General features: G+C 71.7%; 18 protein-coding genes. 6 read left to right on the top strand and 12 right to left on the bottom strand.

Annotated features, from left to right (window positions below; genetic code table 11):
• Positions 1-28: 28 nt before the first annotated feature.
• The 3 genes from DEJ30_RS09470 to DEJ30_RS09480 are packed head-to-tail and all read right to left on the bottom strand — an operon-like array spanning position 29 to position 3,362.
• Positions 29-988: a carbohydrate ABC transporter permease gene (locus DEJ30_RS09470; protein ID WP_220032947.1), complete on the bottom strand. Its 960-nt coding sequence runs from the start codon at positions 986-988 to the stop codon at positions 29-31.
• Positions 985-2,007, bottom strand: coding sequence for a carbohydrate ABC transporter permease (locus DEJ30_RS09475; RefSeq protein WP_110860751.1), 1,023 nt, complete (start codon positions 2,005-2,007; stop codon positions 985-987). Before DEJ30_RS09475 ends, DEJ30_RS09470 begins: the two co-directional genes overlap by 4 nt.
• Entirely contained in the window at positions 2,007-3,362 is a 1,356-nt protein-coding gene (locus tag DEJ30_RS09480) for an ABC transporter substrate-binding protein (RefSeq protein WP_181420076.1), read from the bottom strand. Before DEJ30_RS09480 ends, DEJ30_RS09475 begins: the two co-directional genes overlap by 1 nt.
• A 120-nt stretch (positions 3,363-3,482) precedes the next feature.
• On the opposite strand from DEJ30_RS09480, the gene DEJ30_RS09485 reads away from it, so the two are divergent.
• From DEJ30_RS09485 to DEJ30_RS09495, 3 genes are all read left to right on the top strand, one after another.
• Positions 3,483-4,574, top strand: coding sequence for a LacI family DNA-binding transcriptional regulator (locus DEJ30_RS09485; protein ID WP_181420077.1), 1,092 nt, complete (start codon positions 3,483-3,485; stop codon positions 4,572-4,574).
• Positions 4,575-4,585: 11 nt separating this feature from the next.
• A complete protein-coding gene (gene uxaC, locus DEJ30_RS09490) occupies positions 4,586-6,025 on the top strand; it encodes a glucuronate isomerase (protein WP_110860754.1) in 1,440 nt (479 codons plus the stop codon).
• Between the two features lie 189 nt (positions 6,026-6,214).
• On the top strand, positions 6,215-6,814 hold the full coding sequence (locus DEJ30_RS09495; protein ID WP_110860756.1) for a class I SAM-dependent methyltransferase: 600 nt from the start codon (positions 6,215-6,217) through the stop codon (positions 6,812-6,814).
• A gap of 12 nt (positions 6,815-6,826) precedes the next feature.
• On the opposite strand, the gene DEJ30_RS09500 is transcribed toward DEJ30_RS09495, so the two are convergent.
• Together DEJ30_RS09500 and DEJ30_RS09505 are read right to left on the bottom strand one after the other, a co-directional pair.
• Positions 6,827-7,498 (bottom strand): response regulator transcription factor, encoded by a 672-nt coding sequence (locus DEJ30_RS09500; RefSeq protein WP_110860757.1) that lies wholly within the window; start codon positions 7,496-7,498, stop codon positions 6,827-6,829.
• Positions 7,495-8,808, bottom strand: a complete 1,314-nt coding sequence (locus tag DEJ30_RS09505; RefSeq protein ID WP_110860759.1) for a sensor histidine kinase — start codon at positions 8,806-8,808, stop codon at positions 7,495-7,497. The genes DEJ30_RS09500 and DEJ30_RS09505 overlap by 4 nt, the downstream gene beginning before the upstream one ends.
• Before the next feature lie 214 nt (positions 8,809-9,022).
• Between DEJ30_RS09505 and DEJ30_RS09510 the strand changes: the two genes are divergently transcribed.
• Entirely contained in the window at positions 9,023-9,286 is a 264-nt protein-coding gene (locus DEJ30_RS09510; protein WP_051596490.1) for a hypothetical protein, read from the top strand.
• Here the strand turns inward: DEJ30_RS09510 and DEJ30_RS09515 are convergent.
• The gene (locus DEJ30_RS09515) at positions 9,273-9,812 is read right to left on the bottom strand and encodes a gluconokinase (protein WP_110860761.1); all 540 of its coding nucleotides are present in this window, start codon (positions 9,810-9,812) and stop codon (positions 9,273-9,275) included. The two genes, DEJ30_RS09510 and DEJ30_RS09515, sit on opposite strands and share 14 nt — an antisense overlap.
• 112 nt (positions 9,813-9,924) lie before the next feature.
• On the opposite strand from DEJ30_RS09515, the gene gndA reads away from it, so the two are divergent.
• Complete coding sequence (gene gndA / locus DEJ30_RS09520; RefSeq protein WP_110860763.1) at positions 9,925-11,382, top strand: NADP-dependent phosphogluconate dehydrogenase; 1,458 nt, start codon at positions 9,925-9,927, stop codon at positions 11,380-11,382.
• An 82-nt stretch (positions 11,383-11,464) separates the two neighbouring features.
• On the opposite strand, the gene DEJ30_RS09525 is transcribed toward gndA, so the two are convergent.
• Entirely contained in the window at positions 11,465-12,247 is a 783-nt protein-coding gene (locus tag DEJ30_RS09525) for a hypothetical protein (RefSeq protein WP_146238543.1), read from the bottom strand.
• Between the two features lie 109 nt (positions 12,248-12,356).
• Between DEJ30_RS09525 and DEJ30_RS09530 the strand changes: the two genes are divergently transcribed.
• The gene (locus tag DEJ30_RS09530) at positions 12,357-13,991 is read left to right on the top strand and encodes a molybdopterin-dependent oxidoreductase (protein WP_110860767.1); all 1,635 of its coding nucleotides are present in this window, start codon (positions 12,357-12,359) and stop codon (positions 13,989-13,991) included.
• A 723-nt stretch (positions 13,992-14,714) separates the two neighbouring features.
• Here the strand turns inward: DEJ30_RS09530 and DEJ30_RS09535 are convergent.
• The 5 genes from DEJ30_RS09535 to DEJ30_RS09555 all read right to left on the bottom strand — a co-directional run bounded on the left by DEJ30_RS09535 (position 14,715) and on the right by DEJ30_RS09555 (position 20,738).
• Positions 14,715-15,494, bottom strand: coding sequence for a putative protein N(5)-glutamine methyltransferase (locus DEJ30_RS09535; RefSeq protein WP_110860769.1), 780 nt, complete (start codon positions 15,492-15,494; stop codon positions 14,715-14,717).
• Complete coding sequence (locus tag DEJ30_RS09540) at positions 15,491-16,468, bottom strand: ribose-phosphate diphosphokinase (RefSeq protein ID WP_110860771.1); 978 nt, start codon at positions 16,466-16,468, stop codon at positions 15,491-15,493. The genes DEJ30_RS09535 and DEJ30_RS09540 overlap by 4 nt, the downstream gene beginning before the upstream one ends.
• A gap of 61 nt (positions 16,469-16,529) precedes the next feature.
• Positions 16,530-17,957, bottom strand: coding sequence for a bifunctional UDP-N-acetylglucosamine diphosphorylase/glucosamine-1-phosphate N-acetyltransferase GlmU (gene glmU, locus DEJ30_RS09545; RefSeq protein ID WP_110860774.1), 1,428 nt, complete (start codon positions 17,955-17,957; stop codon positions 16,530-16,532).
• Between the two features lie 132 nt (positions 17,958-18,089).
• Positions 18,090-19,472, bottom strand: a complete 1,383-nt coding sequence (locus DEJ30_RS09550) for an MFS transporter (RefSeq protein WP_110860776.1) — start codon at positions 19,470-19,472, stop codon at positions 18,090-18,092.
• 234 nt (positions 19,473-19,706) lie between these two features.
• Positions 19,707-20,738: an NAD(P)-dependent alcohol dehydrogenase gene (locus DEJ30_RS09555; RefSeq protein WP_110860778.1), complete on the bottom strand. Its 1,032-nt coding sequence runs from the start codon at positions 20,736-20,738 to the stop codon at positions 19,707-19,709.
• Positions 20,739-20,815 lie beyond the last annotated feature (77 nt).

Raw genomic sequence — 20,815 nt, forward strand, 5'->3', positions numbered from 1 at the left:
GGCCTCCAGTCCGGTTCTGGGTTGCGGCCTACTTGACGGAGCCGGCGGTGAGCCCGCCGACCAGGTAGCGCTGGAAGATCAGGTACAGGGCGACGACGGGGACGGCGCAGACGATCGAGGCGGCCATCATCTGGCCGTAGATCGGGACCGCGCCGCCCTCTTGGGTGGTGCCGAGCACCTGCAGGACCACGGCGACCGTCCGGGTGTTCGGGGTCGTCATGATCGTTGAGAACAGGACGTCGTTCCAGCCGAGCAGGAAGGCGAAGATCGCGGACACGACGATGCCGGGCCACGACAGCGGGAGCACGATCTTCGTCAGGATCTTCGTCGAGCTGGCACCGTCGATGCGCGCCGCTTCCTCGAGTTCCTTCGGCAGGCCGCGCAGGTAGGTGACCATCACCCACGTCGAGAACGGCAGGGCGAAGGTCAGGTAGGTGACGAACAGGCCCCAGCGGGTGCCGATGATCTGCACGCCGGTGGCGCTGGCGATGTTCGAGAACACCACGAAGACCGGCAGGAGCAGGAGCGTGCCCGGGATCGACTGCAGGGCGAGGAGCCCACGCAGGATGGTCAGCCGCCCGAGGAACCGGAACCGGACGAGCACGTAGGCCGTCGACACGGCGAGTGCGGCACTCGCGACGGCGACGGCACCGGCGGTGAGCATCGAGTTCACCAGTCCCTCGCCGAGGGCGACGGTGGACCAGATCTCGACGTAGTTCGACAGGGTGAACTCGGACGGGAAGTACTCGCCGCGGGCAACGGCGACGTCGGAGTTGACCGAGCCGAACAGGATGTAGAGCACCGGGACGGCGATGAACGCGATGATCACCGCGATGACGGTGACGAGCAGCCAGCGCGGCAGCAGCCGGGTGACGTCGGTGTCGTAGGGGCGCTTGCTCCGTCGCCCGCCGTTGCCGGTCGTGATGCTCTCGGTGAGCGTCGCGGTGGGGCGGGTGCGGGTGCTGAAGGACGTGCTCGGGGTGGTCATGCGCGTGCTCCGTCGATGTCGGCGGCGGTCGGGGCGGCGGCGAGCGTGGCGCGGTCGGCGCGACGCTGCTTCCGGTTGGGGCCGGCGTCGTCGCCGGTGTCGAGCTTGACCGCCCGCAGGTAGACGAACAGCGGGATCGCGACGATCACGAGCGAGCAGATCGCCATCGCCGCGGACAGGCCGAAGCGGAACGACTGGAAGCTCGCGATGTACGTCAGGACGGGCATCACCTCGACGCTGGACGGCAGCGGGATGCCGAACAGCACGAACGGCAGCGTGAAGTTGTTGATGTTGTGCAGGATCGAGATGATCACCGCGAGGCTGAGGGGTCCGCGCAGGTACGGGAAGATGATGTACCGCAGCTTCGCCCACCAGGTCACCCCGTCGAGCGCGGCGGCCTCGTGCACCTCGTTGTCCACGGCCTGCAGCCCCGCCAGGGACAGCAGGTAGACGAAGGGCCAGCTCGTCCAGATCATCACGCCGGCGAGCGCCCAGTACGACGCGGAGCCGTTCAGCCACAGCACGTCGGTGTGCAGGATCGAGTTCACGACCCCCTGCGGCTGGAGCATCGTGCGGAAGAACGTGCCGACGACGAACGCGGGGAGCACGTACGGGATCAGGTAGATCGAACGGACGAGCCCGCGACCGGGGAACCGGTTCTGCGTCGAGATCGCGGCGGCGACCCCGATCGGCACGGTCACGGCCGTGACGAGCACCGACAGCGACACCGAGATCCAGATGGAGTGCAGCAGCGGCGAGTTCGTGAACGCCTCGGTGAAGTTGGCCAGCCCGACGAACGGGGCGCTGAACCACTGGCGGAGCGTGTACTGGTCGAGGTCGAGCATCGCGATCCAGAAGCCCACCAGGAGCGGCACCACGATGACGGCGAGCATGAGGACCCCGCCGGGCAGGAGCATCCACAGTGGACGCTCCCGTTTGTAGAGGGGCGTCTTGCCGGCGGGACGGACCGGTCGAGGGGGCGCCGCGTCGGTGCGGGGCCTGGTCTGCGTGCTGGTCATCACAGACCTCCGTTCTTCTGACGGTCGAGGGTGGCCTGGGCGTCCTTCTGGGCGTCCTGCAGTCGCTTGCGGAGCTGGTCGTCGGTGACCTCGCCGGACTTCAGCGACGGGATCGACTGCACGACCACGTCGACCAGGGCGAGCTGGATGTCCGACCAGGCGCCGGTGAACGCGGTGGGCTTGGACAGGCGGCCGGCGTCGATGATCGGCTTGAGCTGCGGGTTGTCGGCCGCCAGGTCGGCGGCGGCGGACGCGTTGGTCGGCAGGTTGCCGAACAGGTCGTAGTACTCGAGCTGGGCCTTCGGCGCGCTGAGCTGCTTGACGAACGCGAACGACAGCTCCTGTTTGGTGCCGTAGTCGGCGACGACCCAGTTGTCGCCGGACAGGATGCTGGCGGCCTCGATGCCGTCGGACGGCCGTTCCGTCGCACCCGGCGGGACGGTCGGCAGCAGGGCGAACTCGTACTTCCCGTCGACCTTGGTGTCCTGGAACGAGTTGATGGCGGTGGTGGTCGTCATCGGGAAGAACGCCGCCTTGCCCTCGGTGAACTGCGCGAGGGCCTGGGCGTTGTTCCAGCCGATCGCGGCCGGGTCGACGACACCGTCCTTCGTCACCCAGTCGAAGTAGGTGCGGTAGGCGTTCTCGACGGCTTCGCTGTCGATCTCGGCCTTCGAGCCGTCGACGATCGTGTTGCCGGCGTTCTGGGCCATCCCCCACACGAACTTCCAGGGGTCGAAGCCGTCGGCGTAGGCGATCGCCAAGCCGTGGAGTCCGTCACCCGTGGTGGCCTTCGCGTCGGCGGTCAGCTCGTCCCACGTCGTCGGCATGTCGGTGATGCCGGCCTTCGCGAGCAGGTCCTTGTTCACCGCCATCACGAACGGACGGCTGGCGAACGGGATCCCGATCTGCTTCGACGCACTCGGACCGGAGATGCCGAACGACGCGGGGTCGAACTGGTCCTTGCCGCCGATCGCGTCCCACTCCTTCGTGCCCAACTCGACGAACGCACCGGTGGCGTACGCGGTCGGGGTGAAGGTGGTGCCGATCGCGTAGACGTCGGGGCCCTGCCCGGAGATGACGCTCGTCTGGATCGCGGTCAACTCCTCCTGCGCGGACGAGTAGGTCTCCCACTGGATGTCGGCACCGGTCGTGCGCTTGAACTCGGCGGCGGTCTCCCGCTGCCACTGCTTGCGTTCCTTGGGGTAGGTGGTGTCCGCGCCCATCATCACGCGGAGGGTGTTCGGGTCGTCGCCGCTGCCGTTCACCACGGCACATCCCTGCAGGGACAGTGCGGCGAGGGCGACCACGGCGACGGCACCGAGGATGGTGCGGACTTGCAGTCTTCGCGTCTTCACGGGGGTTTCCTCCTCGAGACCTCCTCCGAGCGGCGCTGCTCGGTGGCACCACTGTTCCGCCGTTGGCAACATGCGGCAACCGGTTGCCACTTGTTGCCAGACGCGAATACGTTCGGCCTCGTGAAGGACCTCTCGACGGACGGCGGCGGGCGCACGGGCGGTGCTGCCGGCACCGCCGCTGGTGCCGCGCGTCGCGTCACCATCCGCGACATCGCCGACGCCACCGGGGTCGCCGCGTCCACCGTCTCCCGCGCCCTGTCCCTGCCCGACCGGGTCAACCCCGTCACCCAGGAGCGCATCCAGCGGGCAGCCCGCGAGCTCGGCTACGTCGCCAACTCGCAGGCGCGGGCGCTGACCTCGGGCCGTACCCGCGCCGTCGCCGTGCTCGTGTCCGACATCACGAACCCGTTCTACTTCGACGTCATCCGCGGCACCCAGCACCAGCTCGCCGGGGCCGGCTGGACGCAGCTGCTCGTCGACACCGAGGAGTCCGCCGACGCCGAGATGGCCGCACTCACCGCCGTGGGGGCGAAGGCCGACGGGGTCGTGCTCACGGCGTCACGCCTGTCCGATGCGCAGATCGCACGGTTCGCCGAACGGATCCCCCTGGTCGTCGTGAACCGCCGGCCCACCGGCGTGCCCTCGGTGCTCATCGACACCCCCGGCGGGGTGGAGCAGGCGGTGCAGCACCTGGTGTCGCTGGGACACCGGGAGATCCTGTACGTCGCCGGGCCGGACAGCTCGTGGTCCAACGAGCGTCGGTGGCGCGCCCTCGTGCAGGTCGCCAAGCGCCTGGGGATCCGCGTCGCCAGGGTCGGGCCGCACGCACCCTTCGTCGACTCCGGCGCCGCGGCCGCCGACGCCGCCGCGCACGCCGGTGCGACCGCGTGCATCGCCTTCAACGACCTGATCGCCATCGGGATGCTCGCCCGGCTGCGCGAGCGCGGGGTCCGCGTCCCCGAGGACATGAGCATCGTGGGCTGCGACGACATCTTCGGCGCCGACTTCTGCAACCCGCCGCTCACCACGATGACCTCGCCGATCGAACGCGCCGGCCGGGTCGCGATCCGGATGCTGCTCGGACGGCTCGGCGCGCTGCCCGCCGACGAACTGCCCGGGGAGCACATGTCCGGCGCCGTCGCCCTGCCCACCCACCTGACCGTGCGCGAGTCGACCGGGCCCGCGCCCGCCTCGGCACACCGTCCGTCCTGAAGGAGTCGATGATGACCCAGACCAGCAGCACCACCCGGCTCGCACCGCACCCCGACCGGCTGTTCCCCGCCGACCCCGGGGCGCGAGCCGTGGCACGCACCGTGTACGAAGCGGTCAAGGACGCCCCGATCATCTCGCCGCACGGGCACGTCGACGCGGCGCTGATCGCCTCGGACCAGCCGTTCAGCGACCCCGCGTCGCTGCTCATCACCCCCGACCACTACGTGCTCCGCCTGCTGCACGCGAACGGGGTGGACCTGGCCGCGCTGGGACGCGCAGACCTGTCGGGGACGCATGGCGTGCCTCCAGGCCGAACCATCTGGCGGCAGCTGGCGGAGCACTGGGACGACTTCCTCGGGACCCCCGTGCGCTACTGGTTCGAGACGGAGCTGCACGACGTGTTCGGGCTCGACCAGGCACCGTCCGCCGCGAACGCGGACGACCAGTACGACCACATCGCCGGCCTGCTGGCGTCCCCCGCCTTCCGGCCACGCGCGCTCTTCGACGCCTTCGGCATCGAGGTCCTCGCCACCACGGACGGCCCGGCGGACGACCTAGCTGCGCATGCGCAGCTCGCGGCGGACCCCGGCTTCACCGGCCGGGTGCTCCCCACGTTCCGCGCGGACGCCGTGTTCGACCCGGCGCGGTCGGACTGGAGGCCCGTGGTCGCGTCGATCGGCGAGGCCGCCGGCATCGACACGGGCACCCACGCAGGGCTGTTGGCGGCTCTCCGCGCACGTCGCCGGTACTTCATCGAGCACGGCGCGACCGCCACGGACACCGGGGTGCTCGACGCGGGCTCCGCTCCCCTGCCGTCGAGCGAGCGGGAACGCATCCACGCGGCGGCGCTGCACGATGCGTCGTCGATCACCGAGGCCGAGGCGACGGCGTACCGGCACGACATGCTCTACCGCTGGGCGGAGATGAGCGTCGAGGACGGCCTCGTCATGCAGCTGCACCCCGGGGTGATCCGGAACCACCACACCCCGACGCTCGAGCGCTTCGGGCCGGACACCGGGCACGACCTGCCGGCCGTCGGGTCCTTCACCGAGCCCCTCCGGCCGCTGCTCGAGTCCTTCGGCACCGCTCCCGGGTTCCACCTGGTGCTCTTCACCGTCGACGAGACAGTCTTCTCGCGCGAGATCGGGCCGCTCGCGGGCTTCTACCCCGCGGTGTACGCGGGCGCGCCGTGGTGGTTCATCGACACCCCGGCGGCCATCGCGCGCTACCGGTCGGCTGTCACCGACTCCGCGTCGTTCACCAAGACCTCCGGGTTCATCGACGACACCCGCGCGTACTGCTCCATCCCCGCGCGGCACGACATGGCGCGGCGGGCGGACGCCGCGTACCTGGCGTCGCTCGTGGTCACGCACCAGGTCTCCGAGGAGGACGCCGTCCGAACCGCCCGGCGCATCGTGTCCGACATCCCGCGGGCGACGTTCAAGCTCTGACGCGGGGTGGCCGCGGCGGGGGTGCTGCTGGGTGGTGCGAGGTTCCGTGCTTGGTGCTGCTGGGTGGTGCGAGGTTCCGTGCTTGGTGCTGCTGGGTGGTGCGAGGTTCCGTGCTTGGTGCGAGGGTTGCCGGGTCGCACGGGACACGGAACCTCGCACGGTCCGGCGCTGCGGCGGTACGGTCGGCGCATGACGGAGCGAGTGTCGGCGGCGTACAGCGCTCGAGCTGACGAGTACGCGGCGCTGCTCGGGTCGATGGACGCCGTCCACCCCGACGACCGAGCCCTCGTCGACGCCTGGGCAACCGGTCGCAGCGGCCCCCTGGTCGACGCCGGGTGCGGACCCGGTCACTGGACGGCGCACCTCGCACGGCAGGGGCACCGTGTCAGCGGCATCGACGCGGTGCCGGAGTTCGTCGAGCACGCTCGACGGACGCACAGCGCCTCGGTCGACTTCCGGCTCGGGTCGCTCGAAGCGCTCCCGCTCGCGGACGGCAGCGTCGACGGGATCCTGGCCTGGTACTCGGTGATCCACCACGAGCCGTCGCGGATCGGTGGGGCACTCGCCGAGTTCGATCGGGTGCTCACCCCCGGCGGTGGGCTGCTGCTCGGGTTCTTCGAGGGCGCCGCGGTCGAAGCCTTCGACCACGCGGTCGTCACCGCGTACCGCTGGCCGGTCGCGTCCCTGGCGGCGCTGCTGGACGAAGCGGGCTTCGACGTCGTGGACGCCCACACCCGCACGGACCCGGGGCACCGGCCGCACGGGGCGATCAGTGCGGTGCGCCGCTGATCGGCCGCGGTGTCAGGGCTGCCAGCCCGGAGTGACGAGTCCGGTCTCGTAGGCGAACACGACGAGCTGCGCCCGGTCGCGGGCACCGAGCTTGATCATCGCTCGGGAGACGTGGGTCTTCGTGGTGAGCGGACTGACGAACAGCCGCGCGGCGATCTCGGCGTTGGTGAGCCCGACCGCCACGAGCTGCATGACCTCGCGCTCGCGATCGGTGAGCACCGAGAGGCCCGGCGCGAGGGACGACGGCTTCGCGTGGGTGGCGTACGCCTCGACCAGGGAACGGGTCGCACCGGGTGAGAGCAACGAGTCGCCGGCCACCACGGTGCGGACGGCGCGGAGGAGCTCGGCGGGTTCCGTGTCCTTCACCAGGAACCCGGCCGCCCCGGACCGGATCGCCTCGAAGACGTAATCGTCCTGCTCGAAGGTCGTGAGGATGACGACGTGCACGCCGTCGAGGTCCGGGTCGTCGCTGATGCTGCGGGTGGCGGCGAGCCCGTCGGTGCCGGGCATGCGGATGTCCATGAGCACCACGTCGGGTCGCAGCGCCCGGGCAGCGTCGACCGCAGCGTCCCCGTCGCCGGCCTCGCCGACGACCGCCATGCCGGGTTCGGCGTCGAGGAGCGCTCGGAGGCCGGCACGGATGAGGACCTGGTCGTCGACGAGCAGGACGGTGATCGGGGTCATGATCCGGCTCCGTCCGCGACGTCGATCGAACCGGCGTCGTCGGTCGAACCGCCGGTACTGATCGGCAGGCGTGCCACGACGCGCCAACCGCCGTCCGTCGTCGGACCCACGGACAGCTCTCCGCCGACCGCGGCGGCGCGCTCCCGCATGCCGATGATGCCGTTGCCGGTCGCGCCGAGGCCGACTCGTCGCGCGAAGCGGTCCGGGACGGCCGACGGGTGGTCCTCGACGATCAGGTCGACGACGTCGGCCCTGACGGTGACCACGACCGACGTGTCGTGACCGGGGGCGTGCTTCATGACGTTGGTGACGGATTCCTGCACGATGCGGAAAGCGCTCCGGCTGCTGGTCCCGGTGACGCTCGACGGGTCGCCGTGGATCCGGAGATCGACCGCGACGCCGGCGGCACGGGCACGATCGACGAGCTCCGCGACCCGATCGAGGCCGGGAACGGGACTCCGATCGGGTCCACCGGTGCTCGCGGGGCCGCCGTCCACCGAGCGCAGCACGCCGAGGATCGTCCGGAGCTCGACGAGCGCATCGCGGCTCGAGTCACGGATGTTCAGCAGGGCGTCGTGGGTCTGCGCGGGGAGTCCGTCACCGAGGTGCAGAGCCACGCCCGCCTGCAGGTTGATGAGGGACATGCTGTGCGCCACCGAGTCGTGCAGTTCGCGGGCGATGCGCACACGCTCCTCGCCCGCCCGCACCCGTTCGGCTTCGGCACGCTGTCGACGGCGTTCGGCGACCCGCTCGACCTGCACCCGGACGAGTTCGGACACGGCGATCGTCACCGTCAGCCACGCCGCGCACAGCAGCACAGCACCGAGGTCGAGCCCCGGAGCCCGGCCGAGCAGCACGTCGGCCGACGGGAGCACCAGGACGGCGACGACAGCGGCCACCGCCACGGTCCGTCGATGGCCCCGCAGCCACGCGTTCGCGATGGCCATCGTGAGCGCCGCCACGAAGGGCCCGCGGGGGCTCACGACCAGGGCGTACCCGACGGTTGTCGCCAGCGTGACGAGCAGCACCGATCGTGGCCACCTCCACCGCCACGGCAGGACGACGACGCCGGCCACGAGGAGCGCGCCGGCGAGTGGGCCGAGCACGACGGGATCGACGCCGCCGATCGCACCGTGTCGTGCCCACGGCGGACCGCCCGGCCCTGCGACCGTGATGCGGGACGCGAGGATCGTGCCGACGATCTGCACGACGGCCACCGGCAGGACCCGACCGGACCGGGCGAACCGCTGACGCCCCGGCCAGCGGTCGCCAGCCAGGTCGCGGTCGTCTTCGCGTGGCCCTGTCGTCATGGGTCGAGCCTAGGGACGTCGGTCCGCCCCGGCATCGACCGCAGGGGTGCCTGTGGACTACTCCCCGGGGAGTAGGTCCCTGGTGAGGAACGACCGCAGTACGACCGCGGGAGCAGACGGAAGTGGGGCTGCGCGGCGGACGCGTGGCGGGCCTCCAGGCCGGAGAGTCGACGTGTCGCGACAGCGGCCCCGAAACCGACCACAGGAGATCACCGTGTTCACGTCCATCACCGCATCCGCACTCACGACGGCAGCAGCCCACGGCCCGTACTGGCAGGGCGGCGGGTTCCCGTTCTTCCTGTTCCCCGCGTTCTTCTTCTTCGCGTTCCTCGTCGTGTTCCTGGTGTTCGGGGTGCTCCGACGAGGGAGCTGGCGCGCCCGCTCCGACGCCCGCGGTGTGCTGGCCGACCGGTTCGCTCGCGGCGACATCGACGCCGAGGAGTACCGCGCCCGGCTGTCCGAGCTCAGCCGGAAGTGACCGCGAGCGCGGCGAGGATCTCCCGCACGGTGTCGTCGACCGATCCGTCGATCGACACCGCGACGGCGGCCTCGTCGGGCTGCGGCCGCTCGAGGGTCGCGAACTGCGAGTCGAGCAGCGTCGACGGCATGTACTCGTGCTGGCGGTGGGACTGCCGTTCGGCGATCAGGTCGCGCGACCCGTCGAGGAAGGCGATGACGAGACCCGGCGCGGACTCACGCAGACGGTCCCGGTAGGCGCGCTTGAGCGCCGAGTTCGCCATCACGCACCGGGAGCCGTCCGATTCGACCGCGGCGATCCGCTCGGCGCAGGCGTCGAGCCACGGCCAGCGGTCCTCGTCGGTGAGCGGGGTGCCCTGCCGCATCTTCTCCTTGTTGGCGACCGGGTGCAGGTCGTCGGCGTCGACGAAGACGCACGGTTCGCCCTGCGCGACCAGGGCGTCGGTGAGCGCCTGGCCGATGGTGGACTTGCCGGAGCCGGAGACCCCCATCACGAGGACGGGCGGGTGGACAGCGAGCTCGCTCATCCCTCCACAGTATTGATCCGGTGAACTCCGGTCCCCAGTTCCCGGAACACCTGTGCGATCCCAGACCACCGGTCGTAGGTTGGGCGCCAACGTCAGGACAAAGGAGACCCTCGTGGCAGACAACAACGGTCAGGCGAACATCGGAGTCGTCGGACTCGCAGTGATGGGCTCGAACCTCGCCCGCAACCTCGCATCGCGCGAAGGCAACACGGTGGCGGTCTACAACCGCACGTACGCCCGCACCGAGGAACTGCTCCAGGAGCACGGCGACGCCGGGTTCATCGCGTCCGAGGACATCGACGGGTTCGTCGCCTCGCTGTCGAGGCCCCGCACAGCCATCATCATGGTGCAGGCCGGCAAGGGCACGGACGCCGTGATCGGGCAGCTCGCCGAACGGTTCGAACCGGGCGACATCATCGTCGACGGCGGCAACGCGAACTTCCACGACACCATCCGACGTGAGCACGACCTGCGCGAGAAGGGCCTGAACTTCGTCGGTACCGGCATCTCCGGTGGTGAAGAGGGTGCGCTCAAGGGCCCGTCGATCATGCCCGGTGGCTCGAAGGAGGCCTGGGAGACGCTCGGGCCGATCCTGAAGTCGATCGCCGCGGTGGCCGAAGGTGAACCGTGCGTGACCCACATCGGCACCGACGGCGCCGGGCACTTCGTCAAGATGGTGCACAACGGCATCGAGTACGCCGACATGCAGCTCATCGCCGAGTCGTACGACCTGCTCCGTCGCGTCGGCGGGCTCTCGGTGGAGGACCTGGTGCAGGTGTTCGACGAGTGGAACAAGGGCGACCTCGAGTCCTACCTGATCGAGATCACCGGCGAGGTCCTCAAGCAGCGCGACGCCGACACCGGCAAGCCGCTCGTCGACGTCATCCGTGACGCGGCCGGTTCGAAGGGCACCGGCGTCTGGACCGTGCAGAACGCCGTGGGCCTGGGCATCCCCGTCTCGGGCATCGGCGAAGCCGTGTTCGCCCGCGCCGTCTCGTCGAAGCCGACGCAGCGTGCCGCCGTGCAGCAGTCGATCAAGAACCGTCCGCAGATCGCCGAGGTGCCGGACACCTTCGCCGACGACGTCCGTGCGGCGCTCTACGCCTCGAAGGTCGTCGCGTACGCGCAGGGCTTCGACCTCATCATCGCCGGGGCGAAGGAGTACGGCTGGGACATCGACCTCGGCAACGTCGCGAAGATCTGGCGGGGCGGCTGCATCATCCGGGCCCAGTTCCTGAACCGCATCGTCGAGGCGTACGCCGAGAACCCGAAGCTCGAGTCACTGCTCGTCGACCCGTACTTCGCGAACGCCGTCGCCGAGGGCGAAGCCGCCTGGCGCCGCATCGTCGGCATCGCGGCCGCGTCGGGCGTCCCCGCGCCGGGCTTCTCGTCCGCGCTGTCGTACTTCGACTCGCTCGCGTCCGACCGGCTGCCGGCGTCGCTGATCCAGGGCCAGCGCGACTTCTTCGGCGCACACACCTACCAGCGCATCGACAAGGACGGCACCTTCCACACGCTGTGGTCCGACGACGACCGCCGCGAGGTCGAGCAGGAGCCGTCCACGCACTGACGACCGCGCCCGCTGCCGACGACCGAGGTCGGTGCGGGTCATCGCAAGGAGGGCCTCGCCGACCCCGGGGCCCTCCGTCGCGTCAGGCGACGATGCGTTCCCGCGCCAGGTCGGCGACGAGTCGGTCCAGCCGCGGACCGCGCCCGAGCAGCCGACGCGATCCCGGGGCGGTCCGGACGAAGAAGGTCGCCACGGCGGGGGTGTCGTCAGGTCGTACGTGGTGGATCGCCACCGCACAGGCGCGGCGAGCACCACCGGAACCGCCGGGTCGCGGCGAGCCGCCGGGTTGCCCCGCGCCGCCGGCCTCTGCTGGACCGTCGAGTCGTTCCGAGCCGTCGAAGCCTTCCGCCACGTCTTCGAGCCCCACGTGGACGACGCGACTCCACCGGATCACGAGCAGCCGGGTCGCCCGCCGTTCGTCGAGTTCCCACAGGGAGGCCTCGGTGGCGCCGAAGGCCCACGTCACGCGCGAACCGAGGTGGGTGTCCGGACGGATCTCGTCGACGACGCCACGGAGTTCCGGTGTCGGCGCCGCCGGCACGAGCCACACCGTCGGGTCGATCCGCCGGATGGCGAGCGCGAGGGCCTCGTCCGCCTGCCGCCGCCGTGCCGTGGCGGTCCGCACGACGGCGACCACGATGACCACGACGCCGAGGCCGATCGCGCCGAACTCGACGATGCCGTACCAGGAGAGGTCGACGCCCGGGGCCGTGGAGACGACGACGATCCGGGTGATCAGGAGGGCCAGCCAGACGGCGACGATGACCCAGCGCAGGGTGGCGAGTCGACGTGCCGGCGACATCGGTGTCCGCCGTGCACCGCGGGCACGACCGGACCGCGGGACACCATCCGGACGCTGCAGCACGGTCCGATCCTCCCACGAGCCGCGCGCCACCTGCTGGCCGAACCCGATGAACGCGCGGGGAAGCGCGCACACACAGCCCACGAGCGGCCGGGCGACCTACGCTCGGGCGGTGACCACCGAGACGACGGACGAACCGATCGGTCGACCGACGGCGGGTCCGTCGCACGGCCCGAGCGGGCCCGACGGCCCTGTGACCCGACGTTGGACGCTGATCGCCGCGATCGTCGGCGTCGTGGCCGCCGCCGCGTTCCTCGGTGTCGCCGAGTTCGGCGCGCTGCTGCTCGGCGGAGCGGGCAGCCCCCTGGTCGCCGTCGGGTCCGCCGTCATCGACCTCGCTCCCCCGGGTGCGAAGGACTTCATGGTCGCCGTGTTCGGCACCGGGGACAAGGTCGCCCTGTTCGTGCTCATGACGGTGATCGTCATCGCGATCAGTGCCGGCGCCGGTGTCCTCGAACGTGTGCGCCCACCCTTCGGCGCCCTCGTGTTCGCCGCCGGTGGTGTGCTGGCGCTGCTGGCCGTCAGCACCCGCTCGGGCAGCGGGACGCTCGACGGCGCCCCGACGGTGCTCGGCATCGCGGCGGCAGTGGTCTTCCTGCGCCTGCTGCTCCAGCGGCTGCGCCGGTGGGAGGTCGCGGCGAGCGTGCCGACGGCGGCACCGCGACCCGCCTCGGCGGAGCGTCGGACGTTCCTGGTCTGGGGCGTCACGACGGCGACCCTCGCGGTCGTGGTGGGCACCGCCTCCCGGCTGGGGTCGTCCGCGATGCAGGCGGCCGCTGCTGCCCGTCGGGCCATCCGGCTGCCCGTGGCGGCGACCGCTGCACCGGCGGTCCCCGCGGGTGCGTCGCTCGACGTCGACGGCATCACCCCCTACATCACGCCGAACGCCGACTTCTACCGGATCGACACGGCCCTGCGGGTACCGCAGGTCGATCCCGCCGACTGGTCGCTCCGCATCCACGGTGCGGTCGAGCAGGAGGTCACGCTGACGTGGGACGAGCTGCTCGCACTGCCGCTCGAGGAGCACGTGGCCACCCTGAGCTGTGTGTCGAACGAGGTCGGCGGTGACCTCATCGGCACGGCCCGCTGGCTCGGCTACCCCATCCGGAAGCTCCTCGCCCGGGCACGTCCGACGGGCGACGCCGACATGGTGCTCTCACGGAGCATCGACGGGTTCTCCGCGGGCACCCCGCTCGACGTGCTGCAGGACGACGGCACCGCGGCGCTGCTCGCGGTCGGGATGAACGGCGAGCCCCTGCCGACCGAGCACGGGTTCCCGGTGAGGATGGTCGTGCCGGGCCTGTTCGGGTACGTCTCGGCGACGAAGTGGGTCACCGAGCTCGAGGTCACCCGGTTCGCCGACGCGCAGGGCTACTGGACACCGCGTGGCTGGTCGGAGCGTGGCCCGGTCAAGCTCGAGTCCCGCATCGACACCCCGCGGAACGGGTCGACGGTGACCGCGGGCAAGCCGGTGGCGATCGCCGGGGTCGCGTGGCAGCCGCACAAGGGCGTGAAGGCCGTCGAGGTCCGCGTCGGAGGCGGCGACTGGCAGCGCGCCGAACTCGCCGACTCGGTCTCCGCGGACACGTGGCGACAGTGGGTGGTGCGGTGGACGCCGACCGCAGGCTCCCACCGCATCGAGGTGCGGGCGACCAGTGCGGACGGCGAGGTGCAGACGAGCGTGGACCGGCCGCCGGCGCCCAACGGCGCGACGGGCTGGCACACGGTGACGGTCGACGCGCGCTGACGGTCCCGCAACGGGCCTGCGACACGCCCGCGGACAGCCGTCGAGTGGGCAGAATGCGTCGGTTCGTGGGCGCGCGGGCGACACTGCGTGCCGCCTCGGCGAACCCGAGCGGCATGTCGTGACCGCTCGTCGCCGGCGCGCTCCGGTCACCCGACGGCCTGGAGGCCCGGTGCCGGCCCGCCACGCCCCTCGCCGTGCTCGCGCGACACGCCACGTGCGTCGCGCCGGGGGTGCAGAAAGCGTCGGTTCGCAGACGCGCAGGCGACACTGCGTGCCGCCTCGGCGAACCCGAGCGGCATGTCGTGACCGCTCGACGCCGGCGCGCTCCGGTCACCCGACGGCCTGGAGGCCCGGTGCCGACCCGCCACGCCCCTCGCCGTGCTCGCGCGACACGCCACGTGCGTCGCGCCGGGGGTGCAGAAAGCGTCGGTTCGCACACGCGCGGGCGACACTTCGTGCCGCCTCGGCGAACCCGAGCGGCATGTCGTGACCGCTCGCCGCCGGCGCGCTCCGGGCACCCGACGGCCTGGAGGCCCGGTGCCGGCCCGCCACGCCCCTCGCCGTGCTCGCGCGACACGCAACGTGCGTCGCGCCGGGGGTGCAGAAAGCGTCGGTTCGCAGACGCGCGGGCGACACTTCGTGCCGCCTCGGCGAACCTGAGCGGCATGTCGTGACCGCTCGACCCCGGGTTCGGCGGGCCAGCGGGCAGGGTCAGGGGCAGGGTCAGGCGGGCAGGGTCGCGACGACGCAGGTGCCGTCGACCTCGGCCTCCCGCTCGACCACGGCGGAGAACCCGGCGGCAGTGAACGCAGCGGCGGACGCCTCGGCCTGGGCCTCGGACACCTCGATGACGACAGCGCCACCGGGGCGGAGCCACTCCCCCGCACCCGCGGCGATCCGCCGGTGCAGGTCGAGGCCGTCCGCACCACCGTCGAGGGCGACGCGGTGTTCGTGCTCGCGGGCCTCGGTCGGCATGAGTTCGATCGAGGCCGTCGGCACGTAGGGGGCGTTCACCGCGATGACCGCCACGGCTCCGCGGAACCGATCGGGCAGCGGCGCGAACAGGTCACCGGCGACGACGATGCCGCGGTCCCCGATGTTCTCGGCCGCGACGTCGACGGCGTCCGGGTCGATGTCGGTGGCGACGAGGTCGAGCGCCCCGACGCGACCGAACAGGGCGACCGAGATCGCGCCGGCGCCGCAGCACAGGTCGACCACGCGGTCGTAGCGCTGCAGCCGACGCGCAGCCTGCTCGACGACGACGGTGGTGCGGGCTCGCGGCACGAAGACGCCTGGGGTCACACGGATGCGGTGCCCGTCGAAGGCGGCCCAGCCGAGCACGTACTCGAGCGGCTCACCGGCCAGCCGACGCTGCACGAGGGTGCGGAGTCGCACCGGCTCACCGTCACCGGCCTCGAGCAACAGGTCGGCTTCGTCCTCGGCGAAGACGCTCCCCGCGGCCCGGAGCCGGGCCGCGAGGGCGTCACGCGCAGGGTGGGTCAAGCGGCGCCGTCGAACATCGAGGTCACCGAGCCGTCGTCGAAGACCTCGTGGATGGCACGGGCGATGAGCGGGGCGATCGGCAGGACCTCGAGGCGGTCCCAGCGCTTCTCCATCGGCAGGGGCAGGGTGTCCGTCACGACCACGCGGTCGATGAACTCGCTCTGCAGCAGCTCGGTGGCGGGGTCGGAGAAGACGGCGTGGGTCGCGGCGACGACGACACCGGTGGCGCCGGCGTTCTTGAGCGCCTCGGCAGCCTGGGCGATCGTGCGGCCGGTGTCGATGAGGTCGTCGACGAGCAGGCACACGCGGCCGCTGACGTCACCGACGATCTCGTGCACCGAGACCTGGTTCGGCACGAGCGGATCGCGGCGCTTGTGGATGATGGCGAGCGGGGCGCCGAGCTTCTCGGACCAGATGTCTGCGACACGGACGCGGCCCATGTCGGGCGACACGACGGTGAGCGTCTTCGGGTCGAGGATCTGGCGGAAACGCTCGAGCAGCACCGGCATGGCGAACAGGTGGTCGACCGGGCCGTCGAAGAAGCCCTGGATCTGCGCGGCGTGCAGGTCGACGCTCATGATGCGGTGCGCGCCGGCGGCCTTGAACAGGTCGGCGACGAGGCGGGCCGAGATCGGCTCGCGGCCGCGGCCCTTCTTGTCCTGGCGGGCGTACGGGTAGAACGGCGCCACGACCGTGATGCGCTTCGCCGAGGCACGCTTCAGCGCGTCGACCATGATGAGCTGCTCCATGAGCCACTCGTTGATCGGCGCGGTGTGCGACTGGATGACGAAGGCGTCGCAGCCACGGACCGACTCGTCGAAGCGGGCGTAGAGCTCACCGTTCGCGAAGGTCCGGGCATCGGTCGGTACGAGGTCGACCCCGAGCTCCTCCGCGATCTCGGCAGAGAGCGCCGGGTGTGCTCGCCCCGAGACGAGGACGAGTCGTTTCTGGCCGGTTGTCTTGATTCCGGACAAGTGCGGTGCTCACTCCCTGACCCACGAGGGGTCGATGTCGGCGACGGGTGGTCGCCGGGATCTATTCGCCGTTCGCGAGCCGAGCAGCCTCGGCCGCCGGTGTGCCGGGTCGGTGTTCCTCGACCCATCCGTCGGTGTTGCGCTGTGGGGCGTAGCTGATCGCGAGCGATCCTGCCGGAACGTCCTTGCGGACGGTGGTCCCGGCGCCGGTGTACGCACCGTCACCAATCCTAACGGGGGCGACGAACACGTTGTGCGAGCCTGTGCGGACGTTCGAGCCGACCTCGGTGCGGTGCTTGTGCACGCCGTCGTAGTTCGCGGTGATGGTGTTCGCGCCGATGTTCGAGTCCTCGCCCACCTCGGCGTCGCCGATGTAGGACAGGTGCGGGACCTTGCTGCCGCGGCCGATCCGGGCGTTCTTCGTCTCGACGAAGGTGCCGATCTTGCCGTCGTCACCGAGGATCGTGCCCGGCCGCAGGTAGGCGAACGGGCCGACCGAGGCGCCGTCCCCGATCACGGCGAGGGTGGCGTCGACGCGGTTCACGGTGGCGCGGGCCCCGACCTCGGTGTCGCGGAGTGTGGTGTCCGGCCCGACGACGGCGCCGGCGGCGATGGCGGTGGCGCCGACGAGCTGGGTGCCCGGCAGGACCTCGGCGTCGGGCTCGATGGTGACGTCGAGGTCGATCCAGGTGGTCGCCGGGTCCTGCACGGTGACGCCGGCGAGCTGGTGGCGGCGGACGATGCGGGCGTTGAGTTCACGCGCGGCGTCGGAGAGCTGCGCTCGGTCGTTGATGCCGGCGACGAGCCACGGATCGGTCAGGGTGACCACGTCGATGCGCCCGCCACGCTCGCTGATCAGCGCGGGGGCGTCGGTGATGTACTTCTCGCCCTGGGCGTTCGCCGTGGTGAGCGACGGCAAGGCGGCGCGCAGGTGCGCCACGTCGAACGCGTAGATGCCCGCGTTCGCCTCGGTGATGGTCAGCTGTTCGGCCGTCGCGTCCTTGTGCTCGACGACGCTGACGAAGGCGCCCGAAGCATCCCGCACGATCCGTCCGAGGCCGGTCGGGTCCGGGGCGATCGCACTCACGAAGGTCGCCCCGTTGCCGCCGCCGACGTGGGCGTCGACCAGGAGCCGGAGCGACGCGGCGTCGAGCAGCGGGACGTCGCCGGACAGCACCACGACGGCGCCGTCGAAGTCGGCGGGTAGTGCTTCGACCGCCACCTCGACCGCGCGGCCGGTGCCGGGGACGTCGTCCTGGTCGACGACGATCGCGTCGGGGGCGCGCTCGACGACCTCGGCCGCGACGAGGTCACGCTCGTGCCGCACGACGACGGCGACGTGCTCGGGGCTGAGCGACGACGCCGTGCGCAGGACGTGCCCGATGAGCGGCAGTCCGGCGAGCCGGTGCAGCACCTTGGGCGTGGACGACTTCATGCGCGTGCCCTGCCCGGCGGCGAGGACGACGACGGCGATGCGCTGGTCGGTCATGCACCCATCCTGGCGCACCGCGGCCCGGGCCGCCCGACGCGACCACGGCCCTGTGCCCAACCGTGCGCAGAACCGCAGCCTGTGGACGGACCGGCACCGCGCCTCCAGGCCGCGCCGACGGCCCGCCGTGGATCAGGCCCGCGCGCCCTGCGGTTCCCGCTTGACGAACGCCATCAGCACCAGCCCGGCGATGAGCACGACGACCACGCCGAGGATCCCGAACCGGGTCGACCCACCGACGGTCACCGCCACGCCGAACAGCGCCGGCGCGAGGAACGACGCGGCCCGGCCGGTGGTGGCGTAGAGGCCGAAGAGCTCCCCCTCGCGGCCGGGGGTCGCCAGCCGCGCCAGGTACGCGCGGGACGACGACTGCACCGGACCGACGAACACGGCGAGGGTCAGCCCGAGCACCCAGAACCACTGCGTCTCGTTGCCGGCGGCGAAGACCCCGACCCCGCAAACGGCGAGGCCGACGAGCGAGACCATGATGAGCGCACGCGACCCGAACCGGTCGTCGAGGCGTCCGGAGACGAACGTCGCGATGCCGGCCACGACGTTCGCGGCGATGGCGAACAGGATGACCTGCGACGGCGTGAACCCGAACACCTGCGCGGCGACGATCCCGCCGAACGTGAAGACGGCCCCGACGCCGTCGCGGAACACCGCGCTGGCGAGCAGGAACGCGAGGACGTTGCGGCGCTCGCGCCACAGCCGTGCGATGTCCCGGCCGAGGTCCGCGTAGGCACTGAACACGCCGCCACCGCGGGTGCGGTCGGGCGCCGCCTCGGGCACGGTGAGGAACAGCGGGATCGAGCTGACCGCCAGCCAGACGGCGGCGATGCCGATCGCGACGCGGACGTCCCACTGCCCCGTGGCGACGGTGGCCGGCAGCTGCAGGAGCCCGCCGACGACCCCGTCGCCCCGGAAGTCCTGGATGCAGAGCACGAGCAGCAGGACGAGCAGCACGATCCCGCCGAAGTACCCGGCGGCCCACCCGATGGCGGAGACGCGGCCGGTGCGTTCCCCGGAGGCGACCTGCCCGATCATGGCGTTGTAGCCGACGCTCGCGATCTCGTAGGCGACGGTCCCGATGCCGAGCAGGGCTGCGCCGAGCAGCAGGTACGGCTGGCTCGGCGCCACGAAGACCATGCCGCCGATCGACAGCGCGACGCCGATCGTGGCGATGAGGACCGACCGGCGGCGGTGCCCGGACGAGTCCGCGAGCCGCCCCATGGCCGGTGCCACCAGGGCCACGACGATCCCCGCGATGGTCAGTGCGGTGGACACGACGGCCGCGTTGTGCGCGAGCTCCCGTTCCACGATCGCCTTGCCGGCCGCGGACGTGTCGGCGACGAGCGCCGGGTCCACGAACGCCCGGCTGGCCAGGTACGTGCTGAACACGAAGGTGGTGACGACCGCGTTGAACGCGGCGGAACCCCAGTCCCAGAGCGCCCAGGAGACGAGCGCGCGCCGGTCGGTGCGCTGCGGCGCGACGGCGGCCGGTGAAGCGGTCATGCGCGAACCGTAGCGCGTCCCGGTGACGCGGCGGTGGCCCCGTTCCGGGTCACGTGCCGGACGGGAGGCGCGGGGCGGCCTGGCCCCGCGCCTCCCGTCCGCCCTGTGCGCGCGTCCGCACGCCGCGTGCGCTTCCGCCGGGTCGCTCGCTCTGGTGCGAGGTCCCGCACTCCGTGCGAGGTCTGCGCGCCGTCACGGAGTACGGGACCTCGCACCGGACGACGCGCAGCCCACTCAGGCCGGGACGCCGCCGGGGTAGACGACGGACTTGAGCGACTCCGGGTCGGTGTCGCTCTCGAGGGCCTCGCGGACGTCGTCGAGCCCGAAGCGACCGGTGACGAGCGAGTCGAGGTCGACCTGCCCGGACGCGACCAGCTCGATGGCGACCGGCCACGTGTTCGTGTACCGGAAGATCCCGGTGACCGTGACCTCGAGGTTCTGGATGTGCTCGACCGGCAGCGTCATCTCGGAGTTGCCGAGCCCGACCAGCACCGCGGCACCCGCCGGACCGACCGCCCTGATGCCGTCCGACACCGCTCGGGGTGCACCGCTCGCGTCGATGAACGCGTCGACGGGGACGATGTCGGACGCGACGGACACGGCGGTGGGGTCGACGACCTCGGTGGCGCCGTACTCCAGGGCCCGCGCCCGGCGCTCCGGCACCAGGTCGCTGACGACGATGCGCGAGGCACCGAAGGCCTTCGCGACCTGGGCGCAGATGATGCCGATCGGACCGGCGCCGGCGATGAGCACCGACGAACCGGGCACGATGGCCGCCTTGCGGACGGCGGCGATGCCGACGGACAGGGGTTCCAGGAGCGCGCCGGCCTCGAACGAGACGGCGTCGGGCAGGACGTGGGCGAACTCGGCCTCGATGGTGACGAACTCGGTGAAGGCGCCGTCGACCGGCGGCGTCGCGTAGAAGCGCATGTGCGGGCAGAGGTTGTAGCGGCCGGCCAGGCACTGCGCGCAGCGGTGGCAGGGGCGCTGCGGCTCGATGGCCACGCGCTCCCCCACGCGGGACGGGTCGACGCCCTCGCCGACGGCCTCGATCGTGCCGGACAGCTCGTGCCCGAGGACGAGGGGCTCCTCGACGACGAAGTCGCCGATGCGGCCGTGGCGGTAGTAGTGCACGTCGGAGCCGCAGACACCCACGGCGGCGACCCGGACGAGCACGTCGCCGGGGTCGACGGCGGGGACGGGGCGGTCCTCGACGGTGAGGTCCTGGGTGCCGAGCAGGACGCTGGTGCGCTGGGTGGAGGTCATGCGGTTCTCGCTTCCTCGGCCGCGTCGTCGCGGCCGGACGTGTGGGTGGTGGAGGGGGCTGTCTCTTATACACATCT

Source organism: Curtobacterium sp. MCPF17_003 (genome assembly GCF_003224385.1).
GTDB lineage: Bacteria > Actinomycetota > Actinomycetes > Actinomycetales > Microbacteriaceae > Curtobacterium > Curtobacterium flaccumfaciens.